At 45.2% G+C, this 20,878-nt stretch carries 20 protein-coding genes; 14 read left to right on the plus strand and 6 right to left on the minus strand.

Annotated features, from left to right (window positions below; all coding sequences use genetic code 11):
• Nucleotides 1-63: 63 nt before the first annotated feature.
• Nucleotides 64-1,704, minus strand: coding sequence for an MDR family MFS transporter (locus AC787_RS07005; protein ID WP_054024119.1), 1,641 nt, complete (start codon nt 1,702-1,704; stop codon nt 64-66).
• A 52-nt stretch (nt 1,705-1,756) separates the two neighbouring features.
• Nucleotides 1,757-2,209 carry a MarR family winged helix-turn-helix transcriptional regulator gene (locus tag AC787_RS07010; protein ID WP_054024120.1) on the minus strand — a complete coding sequence of 151 codons (453 nt, stop codon included), beginning with the start codon at nt 2,207-2,209 and terminating at the stop codon, nt 1,757-1,759.
• Between the two features lie 270 nt (nt 2,210-2,479).
• On the opposite strand from AC787_RS07010, the gene racE reads away from it, so the two are divergent.
• The 8 genes from racE to AC787_RS07050 all read left to right on the plus strand — a co-directional run bounded on the left by racE (nt 2,480) and on the right by AC787_RS07050 (nt 7,733).
• Nucleotides 2,480-3,289 (plus strand): glutamate racemase, encoded by an 810-nt coding sequence (racE, locus tag AC787_RS07015; protein ID WP_054024121.1) that lies wholly within the window; start codon nt 2,480-2,482, stop codon nt 3,287-3,289.
• A 110-nt stretch (nt 3,290-3,399) separates the two neighbouring features.
• Nucleotides 3,400-4,305: a M14 family metallocarboxypeptidase gene (locus AC787_RS07020; protein WP_082360658.1), complete on the plus strand. Its 906-nt coding sequence runs from the start codon at nt 3,400-3,402 to the stop codon at nt 4,303-4,305.
• A 78-nt stretch (nt 4,306-4,383) separates the two neighbouring features.
• Nucleotides 4,384-4,617, plus strand: a complete 234-nt coding sequence (locus tag AC787_RS07025; RefSeq protein ID WP_054024122.1) for a hypothetical protein — start codon at nt 4,384-4,386, stop codon at nt 4,615-4,617.
• Between the two features lie 45 nt (nt 4,618-4,662).
• A complete protein-coding gene (locus AC787_RS07030; protein ID WP_054024123.1) occupies nt 4,663-4,965 on the plus strand; it encodes a heme biosynthesis protein HemY in 303 nt (100 codons plus the stop codon).
• A gap of 37 nt (nt 4,966-5,002) precedes the next feature.
• Entirely contained in the window at nt 5,003-5,227 is a 225-nt protein-coding gene (locus AC787_RS07035) for a DUF1450 domain-containing protein (protein ID WP_054024124.1), read from the plus strand.
• A 99-nt stretch (nt 5,228-5,326) separates the two neighbouring features.
• Nucleotides 5,327-5,941, plus strand: a complete 615-nt coding sequence (locus AC787_RS07040) for a DUF3990 domain-containing protein (RefSeq protein WP_054024125.1) — start codon at nt 5,327-5,329, stop codon at nt 5,939-5,941.
• Nucleotides 5,904-6,203 carry a hypothetical protein gene (locus AC787_RS07045; protein ID WP_054024126.1) on the plus strand — a complete coding sequence of 100 codons (300 nt, stop codon included), beginning with the start codon at nt 5,904-5,906 and terminating at the stop codon, nt 6,201-6,203. The genes AC787_RS07040 and AC787_RS07045 overlap by 38 nt, the downstream gene beginning before the upstream one ends.
• Nucleotides 6,204-6,290: 87 nt before the next feature.
• Nucleotides 6,291-7,733, plus strand: coding sequence for a PDZ domain-containing protein (locus AC787_RS07050; protein WP_054024127.1), 1,443 nt, complete (start codon nt 6,291-6,293; stop codon nt 7,731-7,733).
• A 545-nt stretch (nt 7,734-8,278) separates the two neighbouring features.
• On the opposite strand, the gene AC787_RS07055 is transcribed toward AC787_RS07050, so the two are convergent.
• Together AC787_RS07055 and AC787_RS07060 are read right to left on the minus strand one after the other, a co-directional pair.
• Nucleotides 8,279-10,312 (minus strand): LTA synthase family protein, encoded by a 2,034-nt coding sequence (locus AC787_RS07055; protein ID WP_054024128.1) that lies wholly within the window; start codon nt 10,310-10,312, stop codon nt 8,279-8,281.
• A 27-nt stretch (nt 10,313-10,339) separates the two neighbouring features.
• A complete protein-coding gene (locus tag AC787_RS07060; RefSeq protein WP_054024129.1) occupies nt 10,340-11,482 on the minus strand; it encodes a THUMP domain-containing class I SAM-dependent RNA methyltransferase in 1,143 nt (380 codons plus the stop codon).
• Nucleotides 11,483-11,624: 142 nt separating this feature from the next.
• On the opposite strand from AC787_RS07060, the gene AC787_RS07065 reads away from it, so the two are divergent.
• Complete coding sequence (locus AC787_RS07065) at nt 11,625-12,257, plus strand: O-methyltransferase (RefSeq protein WP_054024130.1); 633 nt, start codon at nt 11,625-11,627, stop codon at nt 12,255-12,257.
• Nucleotides 12,258-13,401: 1,144 nt separating this feature from the next.
• Here AC787_RS07065 and AC787_RS07070 read toward each other — a convergent pair.
• Entirely contained in the window at nt 13,402-14,625 is a 1,224-nt protein-coding gene (locus AC787_RS07070; protein WP_054024131.1) for an MFS transporter, read from the minus strand.
• Nucleotides 14,626-15,026: 401 nt separating this feature from the next.
• Between AC787_RS07070 and AC787_RS07075 the strand changes: the two genes are divergently transcribed.
• The 5 genes from AC787_RS07075 (at nt 15,027) to AC787_RS07095 (ending at nt 20,369) form a co-directional block, all read left to right on the plus strand.
• Nucleotides 15,027-16,694 (plus strand): GspE/PulE family protein, encoded by a 1,668-nt coding sequence (locus tag AC787_RS07075; RefSeq protein ID WP_054024132.1) that lies wholly within the window; start codon nt 15,027-15,029, stop codon nt 16,692-16,694.
• 37 nt (nt 16,695-16,731) lie between these two features.
• Complete coding sequence (locus AC787_RS07080) at nt 16,732-17,769, plus strand: type IV pilus twitching motility protein PilT (RefSeq protein ID WP_054024133.1); 1,038 nt, start codon at nt 16,732-16,734, stop codon at nt 17,767-17,769.
• 33 nt (nt 17,770-17,802) lie between these two features.
• The gene (locus AC787_RS07085; protein ID WP_054024134.1) at nt 17,803-19,014 is read left to right on the plus strand and encodes a type II secretion system F family protein; all 1,212 of its coding nucleotides are present in this window, start codon (nt 17,803-17,805) and stop codon (nt 19,012-19,014) included.
• Between the two features lie 142 nt (nt 19,015-19,156).
• On the plus strand, nt 19,157-19,519 hold the full coding sequence (locus tag AC787_RS35180; protein WP_054024135.1) for a prepilin-type N-terminal cleavage/methylation domain-containing protein: 363 nt from the start codon (nt 19,157-19,159) through the stop codon (nt 19,517-19,519).
• A 76-nt stretch (nt 19,520-19,595) separates the two neighbouring features.
• Entirely contained in the window at nt 19,596-20,369 is a 774-nt protein-coding gene (locus AC787_RS07095) for a prepilin peptidase (RefSeq protein ID WP_054024136.1), read from the plus strand.
• Here the strand turns inward: AC787_RS07095 and AC787_RS07100 are convergent.
• Nucleotides 20,366-20,872 (minus strand): type II secretion system protein J, encoded by a 507-nt coding sequence (locus AC787_RS07100; RefSeq protein ID WP_054024137.1) that lies wholly within the window; start codon nt 20,870-20,872, stop codon nt 20,366-20,368. The two genes, AC787_RS07095 and AC787_RS07100, sit on opposite strands and share 4 nt — an antisense overlap.
• Nucleotides 20,873-20,878: the final 6 nt, after the last annotated feature.

The raw sequence follows: 20,878 nt of genomic DNA on the forward strand, positions 1-20,878 counted from the left end.
ACGTAACGTAGTCATTCACGGTCCTTTTGCGCTTAAATTAAACTAGTTTACTTCTTAGAACGGTTAGATGTGGTTCATTTGTGCTTCTGAACCTGCGGCTTTTTTTTGATCCTTCGGCTGTTGAATAAGCTTCACATTCTTAAGCAGAAGAGTAAGTACCGTACCGATCAAAATAAACACAAGCCCTACCCAAAACACCATATGAAGGGAATCGATAAGTGTAGACTTCACGACAGGCACCATTTTATCGGTTAGCTCTTTCGGAAATTGTGCAATCATCTTCGGATCAAGCAGCGTGGAGTAAATCGCTTGCGGATTCGTTGCGATCGTTGCAGAGGTTTGTTCTGCGAATGTCTTCGCATCCTCAGGCAGCTGTCCGAGAAGCGGGACTAACCGTTCCTTCAAATGGCTGCTTGATTGCATATTCATAATGGCACCTAGTAAGGTCATGCCGAACGTGCCCCCGATTTGCCGGAAAAACGTACTTGAAGACGTTACAACGCCAAGCTGTGATTTGGGGTACGATTCCTGCAGGACGAGCGTGAGCAGCGGCATAACAAGACCAATCCCGATACCCAAAATAACCATGAACGAAGATGCAGAAAGTTTGGTTGATGTCACATCCAGTGTTGTAAGCAAGAAGAAGGATACAGCTACGATGATCATTCCAATCGCTAGCTGCAAGCGTACACCGATCTTATAAACGATTTGTCCGCCGATCACACTGAAAATCATCATCGTTATCATCATTGGCATCATGACGGTACCTGATTCAGAAGCCGAAATGCCAACGATCCATTGCATGAAGAGAGGGACGAACATAATGGCACCGAACATACCAAGGCTCATAAAGAAACCAATTCCGTTAATCATCGTGAACGTTCTATCTTTAAATAGCTTAACTGGCAAAATAGGCTCTTCTGCCGTTGCTTCGATGCGGACAAACAACGTGAGAGAGATAATTGCTAGCACGAACAAACCGATGATTTGCCATGAAAGCCAATCAAATTCGCTGCCGCCAAGCGATAAGCCAAGCAATAAGCTGACTACGCCGACAACCATAGTGAAAATACCCGGCCAGTCAAATTTGACGGGACCTTCTGCTTTTTTGCCGCTAAGGGCAATCGCAATAAAGATAGCTGCAAGCACGCCGACAGGCAGGTTGATGTAAAATACCCAGCGCCAGTTCCAAGCGTCGACGATCCAGCCGCCAACTTGCGGTCCAAGCACCGAGGAAAGACCGAATACGGCAGCAAAAACGCCCTGCCATTTGGCACGCTCTTTACCTGTAAAAAGGTCACCGATAATGATCATGGCCATAGGCATCATAATACCGCCGCCTAGACCTTGAATCGCGCGGAAAATAATAAGCTGCTCAATGTTTCCTGCCATGCCGCATAAAGCGGAACCTATGATAAAAATAATAATACCACTAACATAAACGAGCTTTCTTCCGAGTAAATCGGCCAGCTTGCCGGCAATCGGGACGATGGTTGTTGATGTGAGCATATATGCGGTAGTCAGCCATGCCATCAGCTCTAAGCCGCCCATTTCTCTAATGATAGTTGGCATTGCGGTGCCGACAATGGTTCCATCGAGAGCTGCGAACAGCATCGCAATAAGCAATCCGATAATCAATAAGCCTCGCTTATTGCCGGAATCTGATGCAGCGAGCGGAGCTGCTGCTTGTTTCGTGTTTTCCATGTGAATCTGTCTCCTGTCATTCTGTTAGTGAGTCGGTGACTCGGCCCAAGGCCTATGAACCGTCCTTCGAAAGTTCACCTGCTATTTTCTCAAATGTTTCTACGAATCGAAGCATCTCAGTTGTATCCATCTCTTGCAGATGATGCTTCAGCAAAGCTTCAATATCACCCTTAATGCGCTGCAAAGCAGAAATTCCCTTTTCCGTACAGCGCACGAGCACAACACGTCGATCTTTCACGTCATGGATGCGCTCAGCGTAACCATTGTTTACAAGCCGATCAAGCATGACTGTGATGGCGCTTGGCTTCACTTCCATTTTCTCAGCTAAGCGGGTTACGGTAATGTTCTGATCCTTCGAGATGATGCCCAAAATAAAGCATTGGGGAGCAGTCAAGTCATTGTCCAGCTTTTGCGTAATGAGTGCTCCAAGCCTGCGATGAGTGGTCGTCATGGCACGATGGAATCGTTCAATGATGAGTTCAGGGGCCTGATCTGGCGGGGGCATATCGTTTCACCTTCTTTATCCCTTTAGTAATTAATAGTTAAAGTATTTAAATATTAAGTGATGTACATTTAAACTGTCAATAAAAAAATATAGATGACTTGCAGCTCTGAAAGAATCAACATATAAAAGCATTCTGCAGCCGATTTTCGGCATGATGTGTTGATATGACTTGTCCGAAATGTCGATAAGATGTAGGTACGTTTTTGTGCCTGTATTCATATGCTATTTTGTCTCTATTCATTACACTTTGTTTAGGAAAGCGGTGTGTTTGTGCAGCAACCGATTGCAATACTTGACTCAGGCGTTGGCGGCCTCACCGTTGCCAAGGAAGTTATGCGCCAACTGCCGCGAGAAAAAATCCTTTATTTTGGAGACACGGCTCGAACCCCTTATGGTCCGCGTTCTTCAGAAGAGATTATTCGTTTTACAAGGGAAATTGTCGATTACTTAATTCAGTTTAATCCGAAAATGATTGTTATAGCATGTAACACGGCAACGGCCGCCGGACTTGAAGACATTCGCTCAAGAGTCGATATCCCGGTTGTCGGTGTCATTGATCCCGGTGCAAGAGCAGCAATCGCCATTACAGTTACGGGCTATGTTGGCGTCATCGGTACAGTGGGAACAATAAAAAGTGGTGCATATGAGCAAGCCTTAAGGAACCTGTCTCCGCAGGTGCAAGTGATAAGCGAAGCGTGTCCGAGGTTTGTACCGTTAGTGGAGAAGGGGAATTTCCACTCCTTTGAAACGTTCGAAACGGTAAAGAGCTCGATCGGACATTTGCGTTTTTTTCCGATGGATACGCTTATACTTGGCTGCACGCATTATCCTTTTCTAGCGGAAACGATATCCGAGGTGATGGGTCAGAGCGTTAATCTCATCAGCTCGGCGGGTGAGACGACACGTGAGATTCGAAAGATTTTAAATGACAATGACCGGCTTGCTAGTGGAGAGAAGGAACTGGTGCATCAGTTTTTTTGCAGCGGCGATCCGCGGATGTTTCAATCGATTGCTAAGCGATGGCTTGGCGAGCAAATTGAATTGGCGCCTGTTGTATGGCAAATACCCAATATTAGTTAATTGATAGGGAGTATTTAAATTGAAGCTGGGCTTTAACAAAGCCTGGCTTCTTTTTGTCGATTGCTTCATAGGACAGGTAAGGCGAAGCATAGCATGATAGGAGCAAATTCATGCAGCTGGAGGCGATGATCATATATTCCTTACAAACTTATGGTTATCTCGATTTAGTGGAAGGTGTTCGACAGCTATCAGGCAGATATTCATTTTTGTCGGTACATGTTATTGGGGAGAGCGTGATGGGCAAGCCGTTATTAGCACTTCGGTGCGGCAGCGGCCCGCGTCTTATTCATATGAACGGCTCTTTTCATGCAAATGAGTGGATAACCTCTGCTTTGCTTATGCGTTTCGTTGCCGATTTGTCGGCAGCTTATTGCAGCGGCGAGCGGGTCGGCGGACAACAAGTAGCGGATCTGTGCAGAGAGGTGACTTTATGGGCTGTTCCGATGGTAAATCCTGACGGCGTAGAGCTCGCGCAGTATGGAGCATTGCCATCGCATCCTTATTATAGACAGCTTATGGAATGGAATGGTGGCTCCAATCAGTTCAGCAGCTGGAAGGCCAATATTAGAGGCGTTGACTTAAATGACCAATTTCCTGCGTTTTGGGAAGAGGAATGTAAGCGAAGAGGGATAGAGGGACCTGGACCACGAGACTATCCAGGACCATATCCGCTAAGTGAGCCAGAGGCGAACGCAATGGCTCGTTTCACAAGTACGCTGAGCTTTGATGCGGTTCTGGCGCTTCATACGCAGGGGCGAGAAATTTATTGGAATTATCGGGATTATGAGCCGGCAAATGCAGAGCAGCTAGCCAAAAGGCTCGCCAAGGCGAGCGGATATGAAGCGGTGAAGCTGACGGGCAGCGATGCGGGCTATAAGGATTGGTTTATTCATCAGTTCCGCAGACCGGGTTTTACAGTGGAAGCGGGATATGGGGAAAATCCACTGCCGATGAGCAATTTTGACAATATTTACGTGGAGCTGCAGCCGCTGCTGCTAGAGGCGCTTCGTCTTTAGCGGCCGCTGGCCCTTAGTAGTTAATTATGGCGTGCTTATGCTATACTATTCGGAAAAGGTCAGCAAAGGTGGGATTTCATGCGTAAGTTGCTGTCGCTGCGTCATTGGCAGCGCACGTTTGTCCGCATTTTTCAGCTGCTTCGATCGAAGGATGTTTCGCTGCTGGACAAGCTGATTTTTTCCGTGCCTGTTTTTCTCTACTGGGTTTTGCCAGACGTGCTGCCGTTCATGCCCATTGACGATATCGCAGTTACCATGCTGCTTGCCGAATGGTTTGCCCGTAGAATGGAGAGCAAGTATAATATAAAATAACAATGATTGGCGCATAGCCTAACGATAAAAGGAGCTGGATAATTGATGAACTGCAGAATTTCAAAAAATGCCGCTAAGGTTCTACAAATAGAACTGGACAAGCCTGAAAACGAAGGTAAAAAACTGCGTATTTACGTGACTCATTCGCACGGTGATCATGCCCATTACGGCATGGGTATCGATGAGCCAACAGAGAAGGATGTTGTCGTATCGACAGACAAAGGAATCGACGTTATTTTGGAGAAAGACAATGCTTTTCTAGATGGCGTTCGCATCGACTATTTCTACGTGCCTGAAGAAGGTTTTGCTATTACGAATCCAACCAAGGGCAACCACGGTGATCACTAGTATTTTTCCGTATTTGGTTGAGACAGGACGATGAATAATGGCTAACGATATAATGGTTTGTGATAAATGCAAGCACACGAAGATCAAATCGATTGTGCCTAAGCTGCAAAAACTGGCGCCAGACACAGAGGTTCGTGTCGGCTGCAAGTCTTACTGTGGGCCATGCGCCCGCTATGCATTCATATTTGTTAATGGACGGTACATTAAGGCACCTTCAGAGGATGAGGTCATCGAGAAGATCCTTCCTTACATCAAGAAATAAATTTTCATTTAGAAGATGACACACATGACAAGACCCTACGACAGCTTTATTTCGTAGGGTCTTTGTACATACGAAGCGCCAAGCGAAAGGAGTGCGAGCGTGGACATTACGACGCCTCAGCTGTTATATCATGGAACCACAAGCGATACGGTACAATCATTTGGGCAAAAACTGTTGAATTCGCCATATTGGCGACCGGGGAAAGATTTTGGAGAAGGGTTCTATACGACGATATCGGCTGAGCAAGCACGCAAATGGTCGCATAAGGCAGCAAAGGAGTCATGGGACGGCGGTCGTCCATGCGTGCTTGTCGTAGAACTGACCTCGGTACCGGAGAAGGTTGAGCCTCTATTGTTTTTATCGGATTCGCATGCATGGGCGTCCTTTATCTTTGCGCACCGCAAGGCAGCAATTAAGGGAACTGATCCATGCGAAGCTCATCCGGACATCATCATCGGCCCTATGGCGGACAATGACACTGGAAAAATCGTACATAAAGCAGTACAATTAAAGAAAGATGAGCAATGGTTTTATGAACAAATTACAGTTTCACGCAAAGGCAGGAAGCTCGATTCGCTGCGGCTCGGCAATCAGGTCGTTTTTTGCTCGGAACGGTGGGAGTCTCATTTGAAACTTGTCGGCTACCATATTTATACGGGAAGCAGGTGGATGTATCATGAACGCGAGAACACAGGTCAGATTAAGCTTATATGAGCGCGGAATTGCAGAGGCGTTAGCTGCAGAATATGGTTACACCACAGCAGATGCGAGAGAGCTTGTCGTGGAATATATTCAGGTTATACGTAAGCTCAGCGGTTATGACAATTGTGCTCAATATGCACAGCTGCTCGATCGCGCGCGCCGTATGAACCATCCTCCAGCGCAGTGGCTTGAACGTATCCAAAGCTTGGAGAAGGGCGAGATGAGAGACAGGGGCATCGACTCGGAAGAACGTCAATATTTGCAAATGAAATAGGACCCCGCGATGTGGATCGCCCGGGTCCTTTGTTTATCCTAAGAGAAAGTGCATATGCTTAGTCAGAGAAAGCTTAGGGGGAAAAGAATGCTGAAGCCAGCACGTTATTACATATTTGGACTAGCCTTAGCGCTTGCCTGTTTGGCTGCAGCAGAGCTTATTTGGCTGCCGGCTCCGCTTAAGACATCAGGCGGAATGCAATGGATAGAAATGATTGATTGGTTGTTCAATATACTGGCGATTGTACCGATTAGCTGGGCGCTAGGTGCTTTGCTCAGTGTATGGCAGCAGCGAAAGAGAAGAGGCTGGACGCTTGTTCTACAGCTAGTAAGGCTTCTTATCGCTGGGCTAGGCGTAATCGGAGCAGGTTATGTGCTATTTGCGCCAGAGAAACTGTATGACCTGCTGCTCATCATAGTTGCTGCTGTACCTCTTGTATTTGTGGATATGCTTCTCAGTGAAGGGCTAGAGCGTTCGCGTGCGGCGAAGGCATCAAGTGTAGGAGGCAATCATTCAAACGCTCTCATGAGGCTTCTAAGCCTTCTGTGGCTGCCGAAGCGCGGGGTGATCGTTCTAACGGTTACGATAGTGCTTCTATTGGTTTTGCTCTGTCCTACCGGTTACCGTGTTACATACCCGGGCATGACGCTGAATATGAATCGTTATGCGCATGTAGAGAATAGTGAAAATAGCGGTGGAACGATAAATGGGATTCTCGTATTCGAGAGACCAGCCGTGCCGGCTGATTGGCTGTATGCCAAGCTGCTGCCGATGTACAGCTTCGAGAAAATACCAGCTAATGAGCCACCGCTTACGGAATCGTATACGCAAGTCGTTCTGATGAAAACAGATGCTAATCGTGTTGCAGCAGCTGTCGCCATGGAGAAAGCAGGCGTTGGCGACGGAATAAAGCCAGATGGAATTAGAATAATTGCAATCGTAAAGGACAGTCCAGCAGAACAGAAGCTGCAAGCAGGTGATATTATCGATGAGATGAATGGGCAAGCCGTTATATCCATTGGTGAGATGACTTCCTATATGGAGAAGTCGGTTAAGCCCGGCGAGTCCGTACAGATTACACTGAGGAGGGCGGGCGTTAAGACTCAGGTAGAGGTCGCAACAAAAGCATCAGCGGACTCGCCTGAGCGAGCAGTGTTTGGCATATCGGTGCAAACGGAGCTGCTTCTCGACATCCCTCTGAGCATCGATTACAAGCGCTTCATGGCGCATATCGGCGGACCGTCTCATGGAGCGATGCTGACGTTAGCCATTATTGATCAGCTGACACCAGGCGGCGTCACGTATGGCAATCAGGTTGCGGGTACAGGCACAATTGAAGCAGATGGCTCGATTGGCCTAATTGGCGGCATAAAGCAGAAGGCTTATGCCATCAGCCGTACAGATGCGGATGTGTTTTTTGTGCCGGCAGAGCTGGAAGAAGATGCTCGAAGCGGGGCGCCTGATCTGAACATTGTACCAGTGAAAACGATTGACGATGTGCTGAGCTGGCTGGCTGAGCACAAAAAGTAGATACGAGAGAGGGACCTTTCTCTCTTCTCAGCTCAGCAATAGAATGGGCTAAGTTAGAGACTAGATTGCAGTTTGTACAATAGAATGAGATAGGAAAGGCGGTTTGAGGTTCCAGATTGCAGTTTGTGCAATAGACTGGCTAGATCCTGAGCAATCCTTTAGGAAAATGATAAATTTTGTCGCAAAACTGCAGCGTAGGCTGTTAATATGGTCGTCATGTAAGGTATCTGTTGTAGAAACTACAGCAGATACCTTTATTGGTGTGCTGAGTGATGTGGACAAACAACTCTCCATTTAATATCGGGAGTGGTATAGAGAGAATAAGCCTAAGTAAATTAAACCCCTAAACACGCAAAAGAACCTCCAAATCCACTATAAATTGTGGAAGTGCAGGTTCTTCTTTTTGATCCATTATAACTTGCAAAGTAGAGTTGGAATTACCGAGAATAACTTTTGGAACAGCGCCTTGAAGAGAGGTAGTGCTGGTTTAGCAGCGTTCGAATTTCAATATGAACACCTTAAACCACCTTTGCAAAATTCCAAGTCTAACGTCCAACCGTTTCGACCTCATTGCTTCTGCGTGCTTCCGTAGCGGCTTGCTCTTTGAAGTCGGCAATTAGATCGTTCATGATGATCTGATCCGACATGTTCAGCTCGGTGCGTGAGTCTTCAAAGGCACTTATGCAGGAGCTTACAGGCTTGGATGAATTCTCCGGAATGCTCCAACAGCTTCCATTCTCAGCAATACCGTCCGCCGAAGGCATATAGTAGATGGTGCCGTCGGTGAAGGCGCCATTTCTTTGTACGACTTTTTTGTAAGCGAGAGGTTTCTCAGTTAGCAGAGGCATTCCAATTAAATATTGATCGGCTGTTGAGATGCCTAGCAGATGCATAACGGTTGGCGTTACATCGAGCTGTCCACCTACATTCGTATACGTTCCAGCATGCTCGTTCTTCGGCAAATGGATGAGCAAAGGAACCTGCTTCACAATCATTTGACGCTCTAAATCATTAAGTGACTTGCCAAGGAATGTCTCGAATAATGACCAGTCATTGATCGAGTTGTCATGATCCCCGTACATGACAAGAATCGTATTATCCCAGAGACCTTCTGCTTTCATTCGATCGACCAGTTCACCGAGCGCGGCATCTACATAATGAATCGATTGCAAGTAATCCCCCATTATTGTGCCATCCAGATCGCCTAGACTAAGCTTATGTTCCTCTTCCGGCATTGTGAACGGATAATGACTGGACAGTGTGATCAGAAAGGAGTAAAAAGGTCGTTTTTGATCGGCAATAACGTCAAACGATTGTCGGAAGAAAGACTTGTCTCCGAGCGCCCAACCGATTTTCTCATCAAGCTGAAAATGTTTCAAGCTGTAAAACTGATCATATTGCATATTTTTATACATCGTATTTCGGTTCCAAAAACCACCCTCATAAGAGTGGAAGACGGATGTCCCGTAATCGTTTGCTTTTAAGGTGCTGGGCATACAATCGAACTCGTTTGGTGCATATTGGATGAAAACGGAGCCGTTCGTGACTGGCTGCATCGAGCAGTTTGCAGTGAAATCAGCATCCGAGGTTCTACCTTGAGCGGTTTGATGATAAAACTGGCTGAAATAAGCGCTCTTCTCAATTAAATCGTTCAAATTCGGTGTAATCTCTTGACCGCCAATTGATTTATTGACCATAAAATTTTGGAACGCTTCGAGTTGAAGCATAATAACGTTGCTGCCCTTATATGCGCCAAATAAAGCATCCTGCTCCAGCGCTTTCCGCTGGTCGCCTCGTTCTTGAATCCAGTTTTTTGCATCCGAAAATTGCTCAGCAGTAACGGTCTCAACATCCAGCAAGTGTTGTTTAACATACCGATACACATCATAGCCATGAAAGCCAAGTGCTCCCGTCATATTGTAAATGGATAGATTCCACCAGTTGCCGACCAAAATACCTTGTCCCCACGTACGCTTCGCTTCATTTACGTTTGTGAAAACAAGCGATGTGCCGATGACAAAAATAACAGCGCTTAGAACGATGCGGACGATCGCTTTTTGCAAGCCAGAAGGCTTATGACGATATTCATTCGCTTGACGAAGGTCACTACGGCCACGCCATAGCGCATAGATCGCAAAGGGAATGATTACAATCCAATCAAGGAACAAAATAAAATCCGTCGCTCGAAGCAGTGTGCCAATACTCTCGCCTAAGGAGTCTACTTGACTGAACTGAAGCAGTATCGGGACGGAAATCAAGTCTTGAAAGTAACGATAATAAATAATATCGGCATACAAAACAAAAGATGCGATTAAGTTCAGCACGATTAGTGCGACGATCCGCCCACGGGCAGGCAGCCAAATCGTCCAAAAGCTGAATAACAGAATGGCTCCGAGCTCGATTAGAGCATCTTTATCGGTCATTTTCATTTTGGCTATATCAAGAATGACATTGAAAAAATAAACCTTCGCCATCATCACAACAACAAACAAAAGCAAGTCAACAGCCTTCAGCCGCTCGAGCCCTATCAGAATCTTGCTCATGAAGCGGCGTAAAGGCGTTTGTTCATTAGTTAACATTTGTAAAATATCCTTCCTCTTTCGTTACTAGCGATTTCCGCGAGGGGGAAGCGGGCCAAAAAATTGCAAGTAATTACACTCGATGCGTCCATTAAATAGCTTCCGCTTCTTATCCGCAGGACGGCCGAAATAATGCTCAATTGTTGTTGACGGGCTAATCGAGAAATACGACCAAGTCGGATAATGGAGAGCAGTCAATCCGAACTGACGCAGTGCAGCTTCGGCTTGTACATCGTCACCAAGACGTTCACCGTATGGCGGGTTTGTAATAATTACACCGTAATCTCCCTCAAGCTTTACTTTTGCAACAGGCTGAACGGTAAGCTTAATTTCTTTGCCGAAACCAGCTTTCTTAATTGCAGCTTCTGCAATTTCAATTGCGCCTGGATCAATATCAGAGCCTGCAATTTGAAGCGGAATATCGTCTTTTACCAAATCGAATGCCTCATCGCGCGCTTCATCCCACAGCTCATTCGGAATAAGCGGCCAGCCCTCGCTGTTAAAGCTTCTGCGCAGTCCAGGTGCGATGTTCCAGCCAATCATTGCTGCTTCAATTAATATCGTACCGGAACCGCAAAACGGGTCATACAACGGTCGTTCAGGACGCCAGCGGCTAAGTTGAACGAGAGCAGCGGCAAGAGTCTCCCTAATTGGGGCCTCGGTAGCTACTTTGCGATATCCACGTTTATGCAACCCATCGCCAGTTGTGTCTAGCGTCAGCATGGCGCGGTCATTCATAAGTGTTACTTCTATTACATAACGTCCGCCGTCTTCCGGAAACCATTCGGTACCGTAACGATCAGACATTTTATCAACGACAGCTTTTTTTACGATACTTTGGCAGGCAGGAACACTTGTCAGCTGTGATTTTTGTGAGCGGCCATTTACAGGGAATTCACCGTCATTTGGTATCCATGTCGGCCAATCGAGTGCTTTTGTGCCTTCAAACAGTTCATCGAATGTTGTAGCAGGGAATTCTCCCATTTTAATAAGGATTCTGCCTGCGGTGCGCAGCCAAAGATTGGTGCGGCAAATATCGATAGGACCGCCTGTGAAGTTAACGCGTCCGTTCTCTACCTGAAGGTCGGTATAACCTAGATCTTTCAATTCGCGTGCAACAACCGCTTCAAGCCCCATCGGCGCAGTTGCGATTAGCTGTAACTTTTCCATTTTACACTCTCTTTTCATTAATTCTTGGTAACCTTAGATTCATATCTAAAGCATAAGCTTGTAACCCCGTGAACAAAAACATACAATCAAGTATAGGACAAACTAGCTTGTTTTTACAAATTGTAAAATTGGAGAGAGTAGAATGACGTTGCAAAATGAACAATATGTGGATTCGCTTTACGGGGCAGATGCCGATCTTGAGCGTACAAAAGCAGGAATAGCGGCTAACGGAATGCCGGATATATCTGTTGCTGATGGTTATGGCAGACTGCTCACGATGCTTGTATCGTTGTCGAAAGCACAAAGTATCGTTGAAATTGGAGCGCTAGGCGGTTATAGCGGCATTTGCTTGGCACGCGGCCTGCAAGAGGGCGGTAAATTAGTGTCGCTTGAACTGCTGCAAAACTATGCTGATCTAGCCAAAGCACATATGGAAGCTGCTGGACTCGGAGATAAGGTAGAATATATGGTTGGTGATGCGAAGCAAAGCCTTGCGGAGCTGAAATCTGCCGGCAGGAAATTAGATTTCTTTTTCATCGATGCAGATAAAGAAGGGTACCCCGTCTACCTGGACTATGCGATTGCGCTAGCTAATCCTGGAGCGATTATTGTAGGCGATAATATTTTGCTGCGCGGGAGAACGATCGATCCGGCCAAGGAAGGCCCAGCGGTTCGTGCCGTGCGTTCCTTTAATGAAATCATCGCATCGGACGAGCGTTTGCAGAGCACCATACTGCCGGGATACGATGGATTAGCGATAGCGATTGTGAAGTAAGATTTTTATGACCAAGCCCTGATCCTATTCAGCATTATGCTAAATTGGATCAGGGCTTGGTTTTTTAGTGGTGGTAGGATGGTTGGGAGTGCTCGGAAGAGGCTATAAGCGCATATGTGTGCTTATGGGATGTGAGTAACGTAGATTTGTGTGCTGTAAGAGGCTATATCTTCTTACAGAGTGAATTTGGAGTGTGGGAAGTGCTCGGAGTGGGCTGTAAGCGCAAATGTGTGCTTATGGGGTGTGAGTAACGTTGATTTGTACGCTGTAAGAACCTATGTGTTCTTACAGCGTAAAGTCGGCGTGTGTGGATCGAACGATTGCTGCTGTAAGCGCAAATGTGTGCTTACAGGGTAGGAGTAACTTTGATTTGTATGCTGTAGGAACCTATGTGTTCTTACAGAGTGAATTTGGAGTGTTTGGAGTGCTCCGAGTAGGCTGTAAGCGCATATGTGTGCTTACAGGGTGTGAGTAACGTTGATTTGTACGCTGTAAGAACCTATGTGTTCTTACAGAGTGAATTTGGAGTGTTTGGAGTGCTCAGAGTAGGCTGTAAGCGCATATGTGTGCTTACGGGGTGGGAGTAACGTTGATTTGTACGCTGTAAGAACTTATGTGTTCTTATAGAGTGAATTTGGAGTGCTGTAAGCGCATATGTGTGCTTATAGGGTGAGAGTAACGTTGATTTGTGTGCTGTAAGTAGCGATGTGTTCTTTCAGAATGGATTTGGCGTGTGTGGAGGGAATGATTGCTGCTGTTAGCGCAAATGTGTGCTTATGGGGATTGAGTAAAGTAGAATTGTAAGCTGTAAGAACCTATGTGTTCTTACAGCGTAAAGTCGGCGTGTGTGGATCGAACGATTGCTGCTGTAAGCGCAAATGAGTGCTTACAGGGTATGAGTAACGTTGATTTGTGCGCTGTAAGAACCTATGTGTTCTTACAGAGCGAATTTGGAGTGTTTGGAGTGCTCCGAGTAGGCTGTAAGCGCATATGTGTGCATATAGGGAAGCAATAGCCAGCGCCAGAGTTAGAAGTTGCATGTGGTAATGTGTGCTCACAATGAAAGTAAAGTACTAAATATAAAAGGGTCATGAAGGAATTCTCATTCTCCTTCATGACCCTTTGCTGTCTCAATGCAACATGATCAGCCGTCCTTGCCCTGCTGTTTCGGCAGCGGTCGCTTACGGAGCAGCGACTGCCATACCCATCCAGCGTTAATCATAAGCATGACCGCTGATACAAGAAACAAACCTTTAATGCCGATCCAACCGGAGAGAGCACCGCCCGTGATCGGGCCAATCATGTTGCCTAGACTCATTGTGCTGGTGTTAAAGCTGTAGGAACGGCTCTCCATGCCGTCAGGTGTGTATTTTCGAATAAGGGAGTTTACGGCTGGGATAAGCCCCCCGAGAAATATGCCAAGCACAAAGCGAGCAATGAGCAATTGCCATACAGTGCCTGCCAAAGCTTGCGGTATAAAGGCGAGCGAGGCACCAACAAGCGCTACACCTAGTACGCGTTCCGCGCCAATTCGGTCACTAAGCTTACCGAGCAGCGGAGATGACACGAGATTGGATAAGCCTGTGACTGACCCGACGAAACCTGCAAAGAAAGCAAGGTTAGCCGTTGTTCCATGCAGCTCCTGAACATAAAGCGGAATAAGCGTCATTGGACTCATCATCGCGAATTGGATGAGGAAGGTGACGGCGAATAGCGCTGTAAGCTGAGGAATCCCACTTAGCTTCCGAAAGCCTTCGATGACGGATGCTTGAATCCGAGCAGCAGCTTTCATCCGGTCAAAGGGTTCTTTTACAACGAATAAAGCAAGCAACGAAGCTGCGAATAGCAAAGCTCCTGTCAGATAGAAAATCGGTCGGAAGCCAATCGAATCTGCGAGCAAGCCGCCAATGAATGGTCCAAGTATCGTACCGGCAATGCCTCCGGATTGGATCGTTCCCATTGCGAAGCCCATCCGGTTTTTTGGCGTTGTTGCGGAAATTAAGGCGATGGAGGCAGGGTTGAAGCCAGATATTGTCCCATTCACCATTCGAAGCAGCAACAAGTGCCATGGGGTTGTGGCAAAACCCATCAATACCATAACGATTGACATGCCGAAACCAGAGCGGAGCAGCATCATTTTGCGACCGTATTTGTCCGCCATCTTACCCCATATCGGTTGAAAAATAAATGACGTCACAAAGTTCCCCGCAAAAATAAACCCAGCCCAAACACCGATCTCATGCTTATCCGTTAAACCTAAATCAAATTGCAAATAGAGGGACAGGAACGGAATGATCATCGTCATCCCAGCCATAACGAGAAACTGTCCGAACCACAACACGATCAGATTTTTTTTCCATTGTTCCATAAGAAAATTATAACATAACCGTAATGATCATTTCCTCAAACATAGGTAAATGAAGAAAAAAAGCACTGGTAAGTAAATTGTTTATTACTTTACTTATAATTAATGAAATTTAATTTCGAATATTAAAAATTCCAAAACATTTTCATTTGAATTGTATTGGAAAAAAGTGATATCAACAAAAATTGCTTTGATTATACCAAGAATATAAAATCTTGGATCTTTAAGCCTACTCGAATGTGTCGAATGTTTTTTTTATTAGGAATTTATACTCATATATTATGTTTTTTATAGGCCAAAAGTCATTGACATACTTAATGAAACTTGCTTTAATAAAATGAGTTTCATATTATTTACAGTTGATTTAATAGTTTATCAAATTTATTGATAGTTGGTGATGGATTATGTCAGTTTCCCGTAAGCGAATAGGAGATTTGCTAGTCGACTCTGGCGTGATCAACGAAGAACAGCTTCAACAGGCTCTAATTCAGCAGAGGGAACTAAAAACTAGGCTTGGCGATGTATTGATTTCAAAAGGTTACATAACACAACAGCAATTTATTGAAGCGTTGGAATTTCAGCTAGGCATACCGCATGTACAAATCTATCGCCAGAAGATAGATCCTAAGATTATACAAATTATCTCTCAGAAGCTGGCAGACCAGCATTGTGTCATGCCACTTCGCATGGAAGGCAATAAGCTGATTCTAGCTATGGCGGATCCGCTAGATTACTTCGCAATTGATGAAATACGAATTGCTACTGGGCTTCGAATTGAGCCAGTAATAGCTTCTAAAGATGAGCTTATACGTGCCATTAACCGTTATTATGGGCTTCAAGATACAATCGAGCAGATCAGTCAGAATTTGCAGCAAAAAGATATAGACGAGGATCACGCGATTTCGGATGAAAATTCTCCTGTCGTGAAAACCGTCAATCAAGTTATTGTACAAGCTGTACAATTGGGTGCGAGTGATATTCATCTTGATCCACAGGACGGAAGCTTCCGTATACGTTACCGCGTTGACGGTGTGATGAGAACGGAGCGAACGCTCCCGCCAAATATGCATAGCATTATTGTAGCCCGCATTAAGATTATGGCTAATTTGAACGTTGCAGAGCGTCGTCTTCCGCAAGATGGACGAGTAGAGCTGGATATCGATTTTCGAAAAGTGGATGTTCGGGTTTCGACATTGCCGACGATTCATGGCGAGAAGGTAGTAATTCGAGTATTGGATCTTGGAAATTCATTGGCGGATATCTCAAAACTAGCATTATCTGAGCGTAATGAGCAGGTATTTCGCAAAAGTATAGAAATGGCTTATGGTGTAGTGCTTATAACTGGTCCGACAGGAAGCGGTAAGTCTACAACGCTATATTCTGCTCTTGCCCATTTAAACAAAGAAGATGTGAACATCATTACTGTAGAGGACCCAGTAGAATATCAGCTTGAAGGTGTAAATCAGGTTCAGGTTAACCCTACAAGTGGTTTGACGTTCGCGAGAGGATTACGGGCTATTTTGCGGCAGGACCCGAACATCGTAATGCTAGGGGAAATTCGAGACACAGAGACAGCAGAAATTTCAGTGCGTGCCGCAATGACTGGACATCTGGTTCTGAGTACATTACATACGAATAACGCAGTGAATTCAATTACAAGATTAATAGATATGGGAGTAGAGCCCTTTCTTATTTCGTCTTCTGTCAATTGTATCGTGGCACAGCGGCTTGTTAGACGGATTTGTAAGCATTGCAAGCAGAGATATACGCCGATTGATAAGGAATTAGAACTTATAACAAACTATGGCGTCCGAACGGATCATCTATACAAAGGTGCGGGCTGCGGAGAATGTGGTCGTACCGGCTATAAAGGCAGATTAGCAATTCATGAAGTGCTGTTTGTAGATAATGAACTTCGCTCCTTCATTATTTCTAAGCGATCTGACAATGAGTATTATGAACATGCGCTCAAGCAAGGAATGATCCCGATCATGGTGGATGGATTACGGAAAGCAGCAGAAGGGCTTACAACGGTTACTGAAGTTTTTCGTGTACTAGGACATGGAGAATAAAGGCTAGTTAGTTATTGCCAGAAGGGGAGGGCTGATCATGCAGGCAGAGGAAATGCTTCGCTTAGCTCATTCCAAACAAGCATCTGATATTCACATTACAGTTAATTCTCCCATCATATTCCGAATTCACGGAGAATTAATACCTATAAATGATGAGTTGTTAAAGCCGATTAATACGCTTGAGCTCGCTAAGCAATTCATGAATGAAGAACAGTATACTGCGCTTCAGCAAAATGGTGACGTTGACTTTTCTTACGGGGTTGCGGGACTCGCTAGATTTAGAATAAACGCCTATAAGCAGCGAGGCAGCGTCGGACTTGCTATTCGAATAGTACCCAGCCGAATTCCTTCTATGGAGGAGCTACGGCTGCCGCGGATGGCGTCTGAATTTGCGAAGAAACCACAAGGTTTACTACTAGTAACTGGGCCTACGGGAAGCGGGAAGTCTACCACGTTAGCATCCATCATCGACCATCTGAACCGAACGGAAAATGCTCATATTATAACACTAGAGGACCCAATAGAGTTTATATATGATCATAAGAAATCGATGGTCAATCAGCGTGAAGTTGGTCTGGATACGCCGTCCTTCTCTGATGGCCTGCGAGCAGCGCTCCGACAGGATCCTGATATTGTACTCGTAGGTGAGATGCGAGATTTAGAAACGATAAGTACAGCAATTAGTGCAGCGGAAACCGGACATCTCGTATTTGGCACCTTACATACTGCGGACGCACCGCAAACGATTGATCGTATTATTGATGTTTTCCCGCCTGCGATGCAGGCGCAAATTCGAATTCAATTGGCAGCCGTTTTACTAGGTGTCATCTCGCAACGTCTATTGCCGAAGTCAGACGGTCAAGGAAGGACGGCTGCCTTTGAAGTGCTCGTTAATACGCCCGCTGTTTCCAATCTGATACGAACGGAGAAGATCTACCAAATACGTTCAGTTATGCAGACAGGCAAGGCGCTTGGCATGCAGACGATGGAGTATGCGCTGCGCGAGCTTGTGCAACAGGGTCAGGTCAGAATAGAAGATGCCCGAGAAGCGTTATTCGGATTCGGTGAGCTATAAGTTTAACATTCGAGTTTCATTGGAGTGGGTATAATGCCGAAATATCGGTACAAAGCGATTACTTCCAGTGGCAAGAAGTCAATTGGAATTCTTGAGGCGAATACGATGCAGCGCGCACACGAGGCACTGAGTGAGAAGGGCTTGTGGGTTACGGATATATTAGATACGAACGAATCTACGCTATATAAGGATATAACGTTTGGCGGGCCGCGAGTCAAGATGGATCAATTTAACGTCTTTTGCAGGCAACTGGCTACTCTGTATCAAGCTGGTGTTAGTTTAGTAGAGGCTGTTCAAATTTTGAGTGAACAGACTGATAGCAAAACCTTATCCAAACTTCTCGCAGCCATTGCTGAAGAGATGAGAGGCGGCAAGCAGTTCTCTGAATCAGTGTCCGCATACCCTACCGTATTCTCGCCTATATTTATCAGCATGGTTCAGGCGGGTGAAGTGGCAGGAAATCTGGATACGATGCTGCATCGGTTGGCCGTTTTCTTCGAGAAAGAGCGCAATACAAGAGAAAAGGTAAAGTCAGCAATGGTCTATCCAACGGTGATGCTCGTAATGATGGTTCTCGTCGTTATTTTCATGATGCTTTTTGTTATTCCTCAGTATGTGACCAGCTTTGCGGGAATGGGAATCAAGCTGCCATTGCCAACGCGCATCGTCATGTCAGTTAGTGAATTTATGCAGAGCTTCTGGTATATCGTAATTGCGGCAATGTTTGTGCCTAGCTTATTATGGAAACTTTTTAGGCGTACAGCTTCCGGCAGACAAAAAGTGGACTACTTGCTGCTCAAAATACCAGTATTCGGCACATTATGGCATAAGCAAGCAATTGCCCGGTTCTCAAGAACGTTTAGTTCGCTTATAGCTGCTGCTATTCCGCTTATGCAAGGCTTGTCTATCGTCTCGAATGTTGTAGGAAATGAGGCAATGGGGAAGGTGATTTTGGATACTAGGGAAAAGGTTCTAAGTGGGGAAACGATGTCAGAAACGCTTAAACAATCCAATCTTTTTCCCCCAATGGTTGTTCAAATGATGGCTATCGGGGAGCGTTCAGGTTCAACTGAGGACATGCTGGATAAGGTTGCAGATTTCTATGAGTCAGACGTCGATCAGATGGCGGATCGTCTCAAGGCGCTGTTAGAGCCGCTTATGATTGTTTTGCTAACCGCAGTAGTAGGTGTCATCGTTATGGCGGTAATGATGCCAACATTTAAGATGATGCAAAGCTATTTATAGATTGATGTTTCTACATTATGGGGAATTAGAGGTATCCTTTCTGAGCATAGATGTACCCCTTGCTCAGAGCTGTTATACGTCGTACCACTTCCTTGGTTTTACTTTTTTTAAATATGAATTAAAAATTGAGAGGAGAATGTTTATGTTGATGGCATTGAAACGGAATCAAAAGGGTCTTACGCTTATCGAGTTGCTTGCGGTACTAGTTATTGTGGGAATTATTGCTGCGATTGCTATTCCGGCTATTGGTGGGACGATTTCAAAATCGAAAACTAGAGCTGATGAGGCTTCTGTAGACTTGATTAAAGAAGCAATGTTGAGGTATGTAATTGATGAAGAAACAACTGGAGAAAAAATTGTAACCATTGCAGAACTAGTATCAGCGGGTTACTTAAATTCAACTGTCGTTTGGCAAAACACTGCTACTACATTTGATTCTGCGAAGGCAGTTCCACATGCTACAAACGGAACGTGGACCATTACTGTTATAGATAATACACCATAATTGAATACACAATAGAAAGGCAACCTCTCAAGGTTGCCTTTCTATAAATTTTTTCAAGCAAAGAAGGGTAATAAAAATGACCACACCAGCTATTATCGCATTCGCGCTTTTTGGGTTGCTTCTTAGCGGTGTCCTTAACGCTGTTGCTATCCGCTGGGATGAACGGCTTCTTCCTGTTTATCCACCTACATACGAACTAAACAATCAAGTAAATCCGAAATGGTATGCTACAGTGCCATTGCTATCAGTACTAATCTCGACGTTCAAGAGCACAGTAAGTAAAAATCTAATTGTGTGGCGATACCCCGTCGGCGATCTTATAACGACCGTTCTGTTTGCTCATGCTGCTTATTACATAGGCTGGAAGCTTGAACTGCTCGCTGCTCTGTTCTTCATAAGTATTTTAGTTATCATCGTACAAACAGATATTACCGATATGATTATTCCAAATAAAGTGGTGGCGGTTGGTGTGGTCGGAGCAGTATGCATTCGACTATTCGTTCATTCGCTTCCGATATTGAATTATGGCATCGCTGCTTTTGTTGGCAGCGGGGCATTGTTAATCATAGGCATCATTGGAAATAAGGTGTTGAAGAAAGAAACGATGGGTGGCGGAGACGTCAAGCTTTATGTGTTCATAGGTTTGATCTTAGGAGTTAAGCTCACCTTGCTCAGTTTGTTTCTCGCCAGTTTATTTGGATTAATCGGAGGGCTTACTTTAATTGCAACAGGGGCTCAGTCCAGAGGCAAAACGATACCGTTCGGACCCTATATCGCTGCAGGTGCGTTAGCAGCTTATTATTGGGGGAACGGCTTGATTGGATGGTATTTATCTTTGCTGCAGTTTTAGCTGATTCGCTGAGTGGTATAGACAACGGTTGATGTTTTTTTGATCGAATCGTTTGGCAGCTTCATCTCAAGAGTAATCTCTATTCGACCGTCTTTGGCATCAAATAGAATATTTTCTACATGATCAGAGAATGTGAAGCTTGAAGTTGGGGTTGCGGATACAACGTTCTCAACAATCGGTTTATAAGAGACATGAAGTGTTTTTGAAGAGCTATCATAAGTGTAATCGACTGCCTCATCGTTATCTGAACTAACAAGTCGCAAATTGCTAGATTTACTCTCAAGCGGCGCTGGCGAATAGCCTTTACGGACTGTTTTCACAACCTGGCTCATGATATCCCTTTGCTGTTGGAGTGTTTTCTCTCTAGCTGATACCTGATTTAGACTCATATTTGAATAGTTTAGCAGGTAGATTAAGAAGCCTAAAATAATGACCGAAAGAACAAGAACGGCAGTTACTTCAACAAGCGTCAATCCTTTTTCATTTTTTAGAAAATATCTCATTCTGTT

Origin of the sequence: Bacillus sp. FJAT-28004 (assembly GCF_001280845.1) — a bacterium.
Lineage (GTDB): Bacteria > Bacillota > Bacilli > Paenibacillales > Paenibacillaceae > Pristimantibacillus.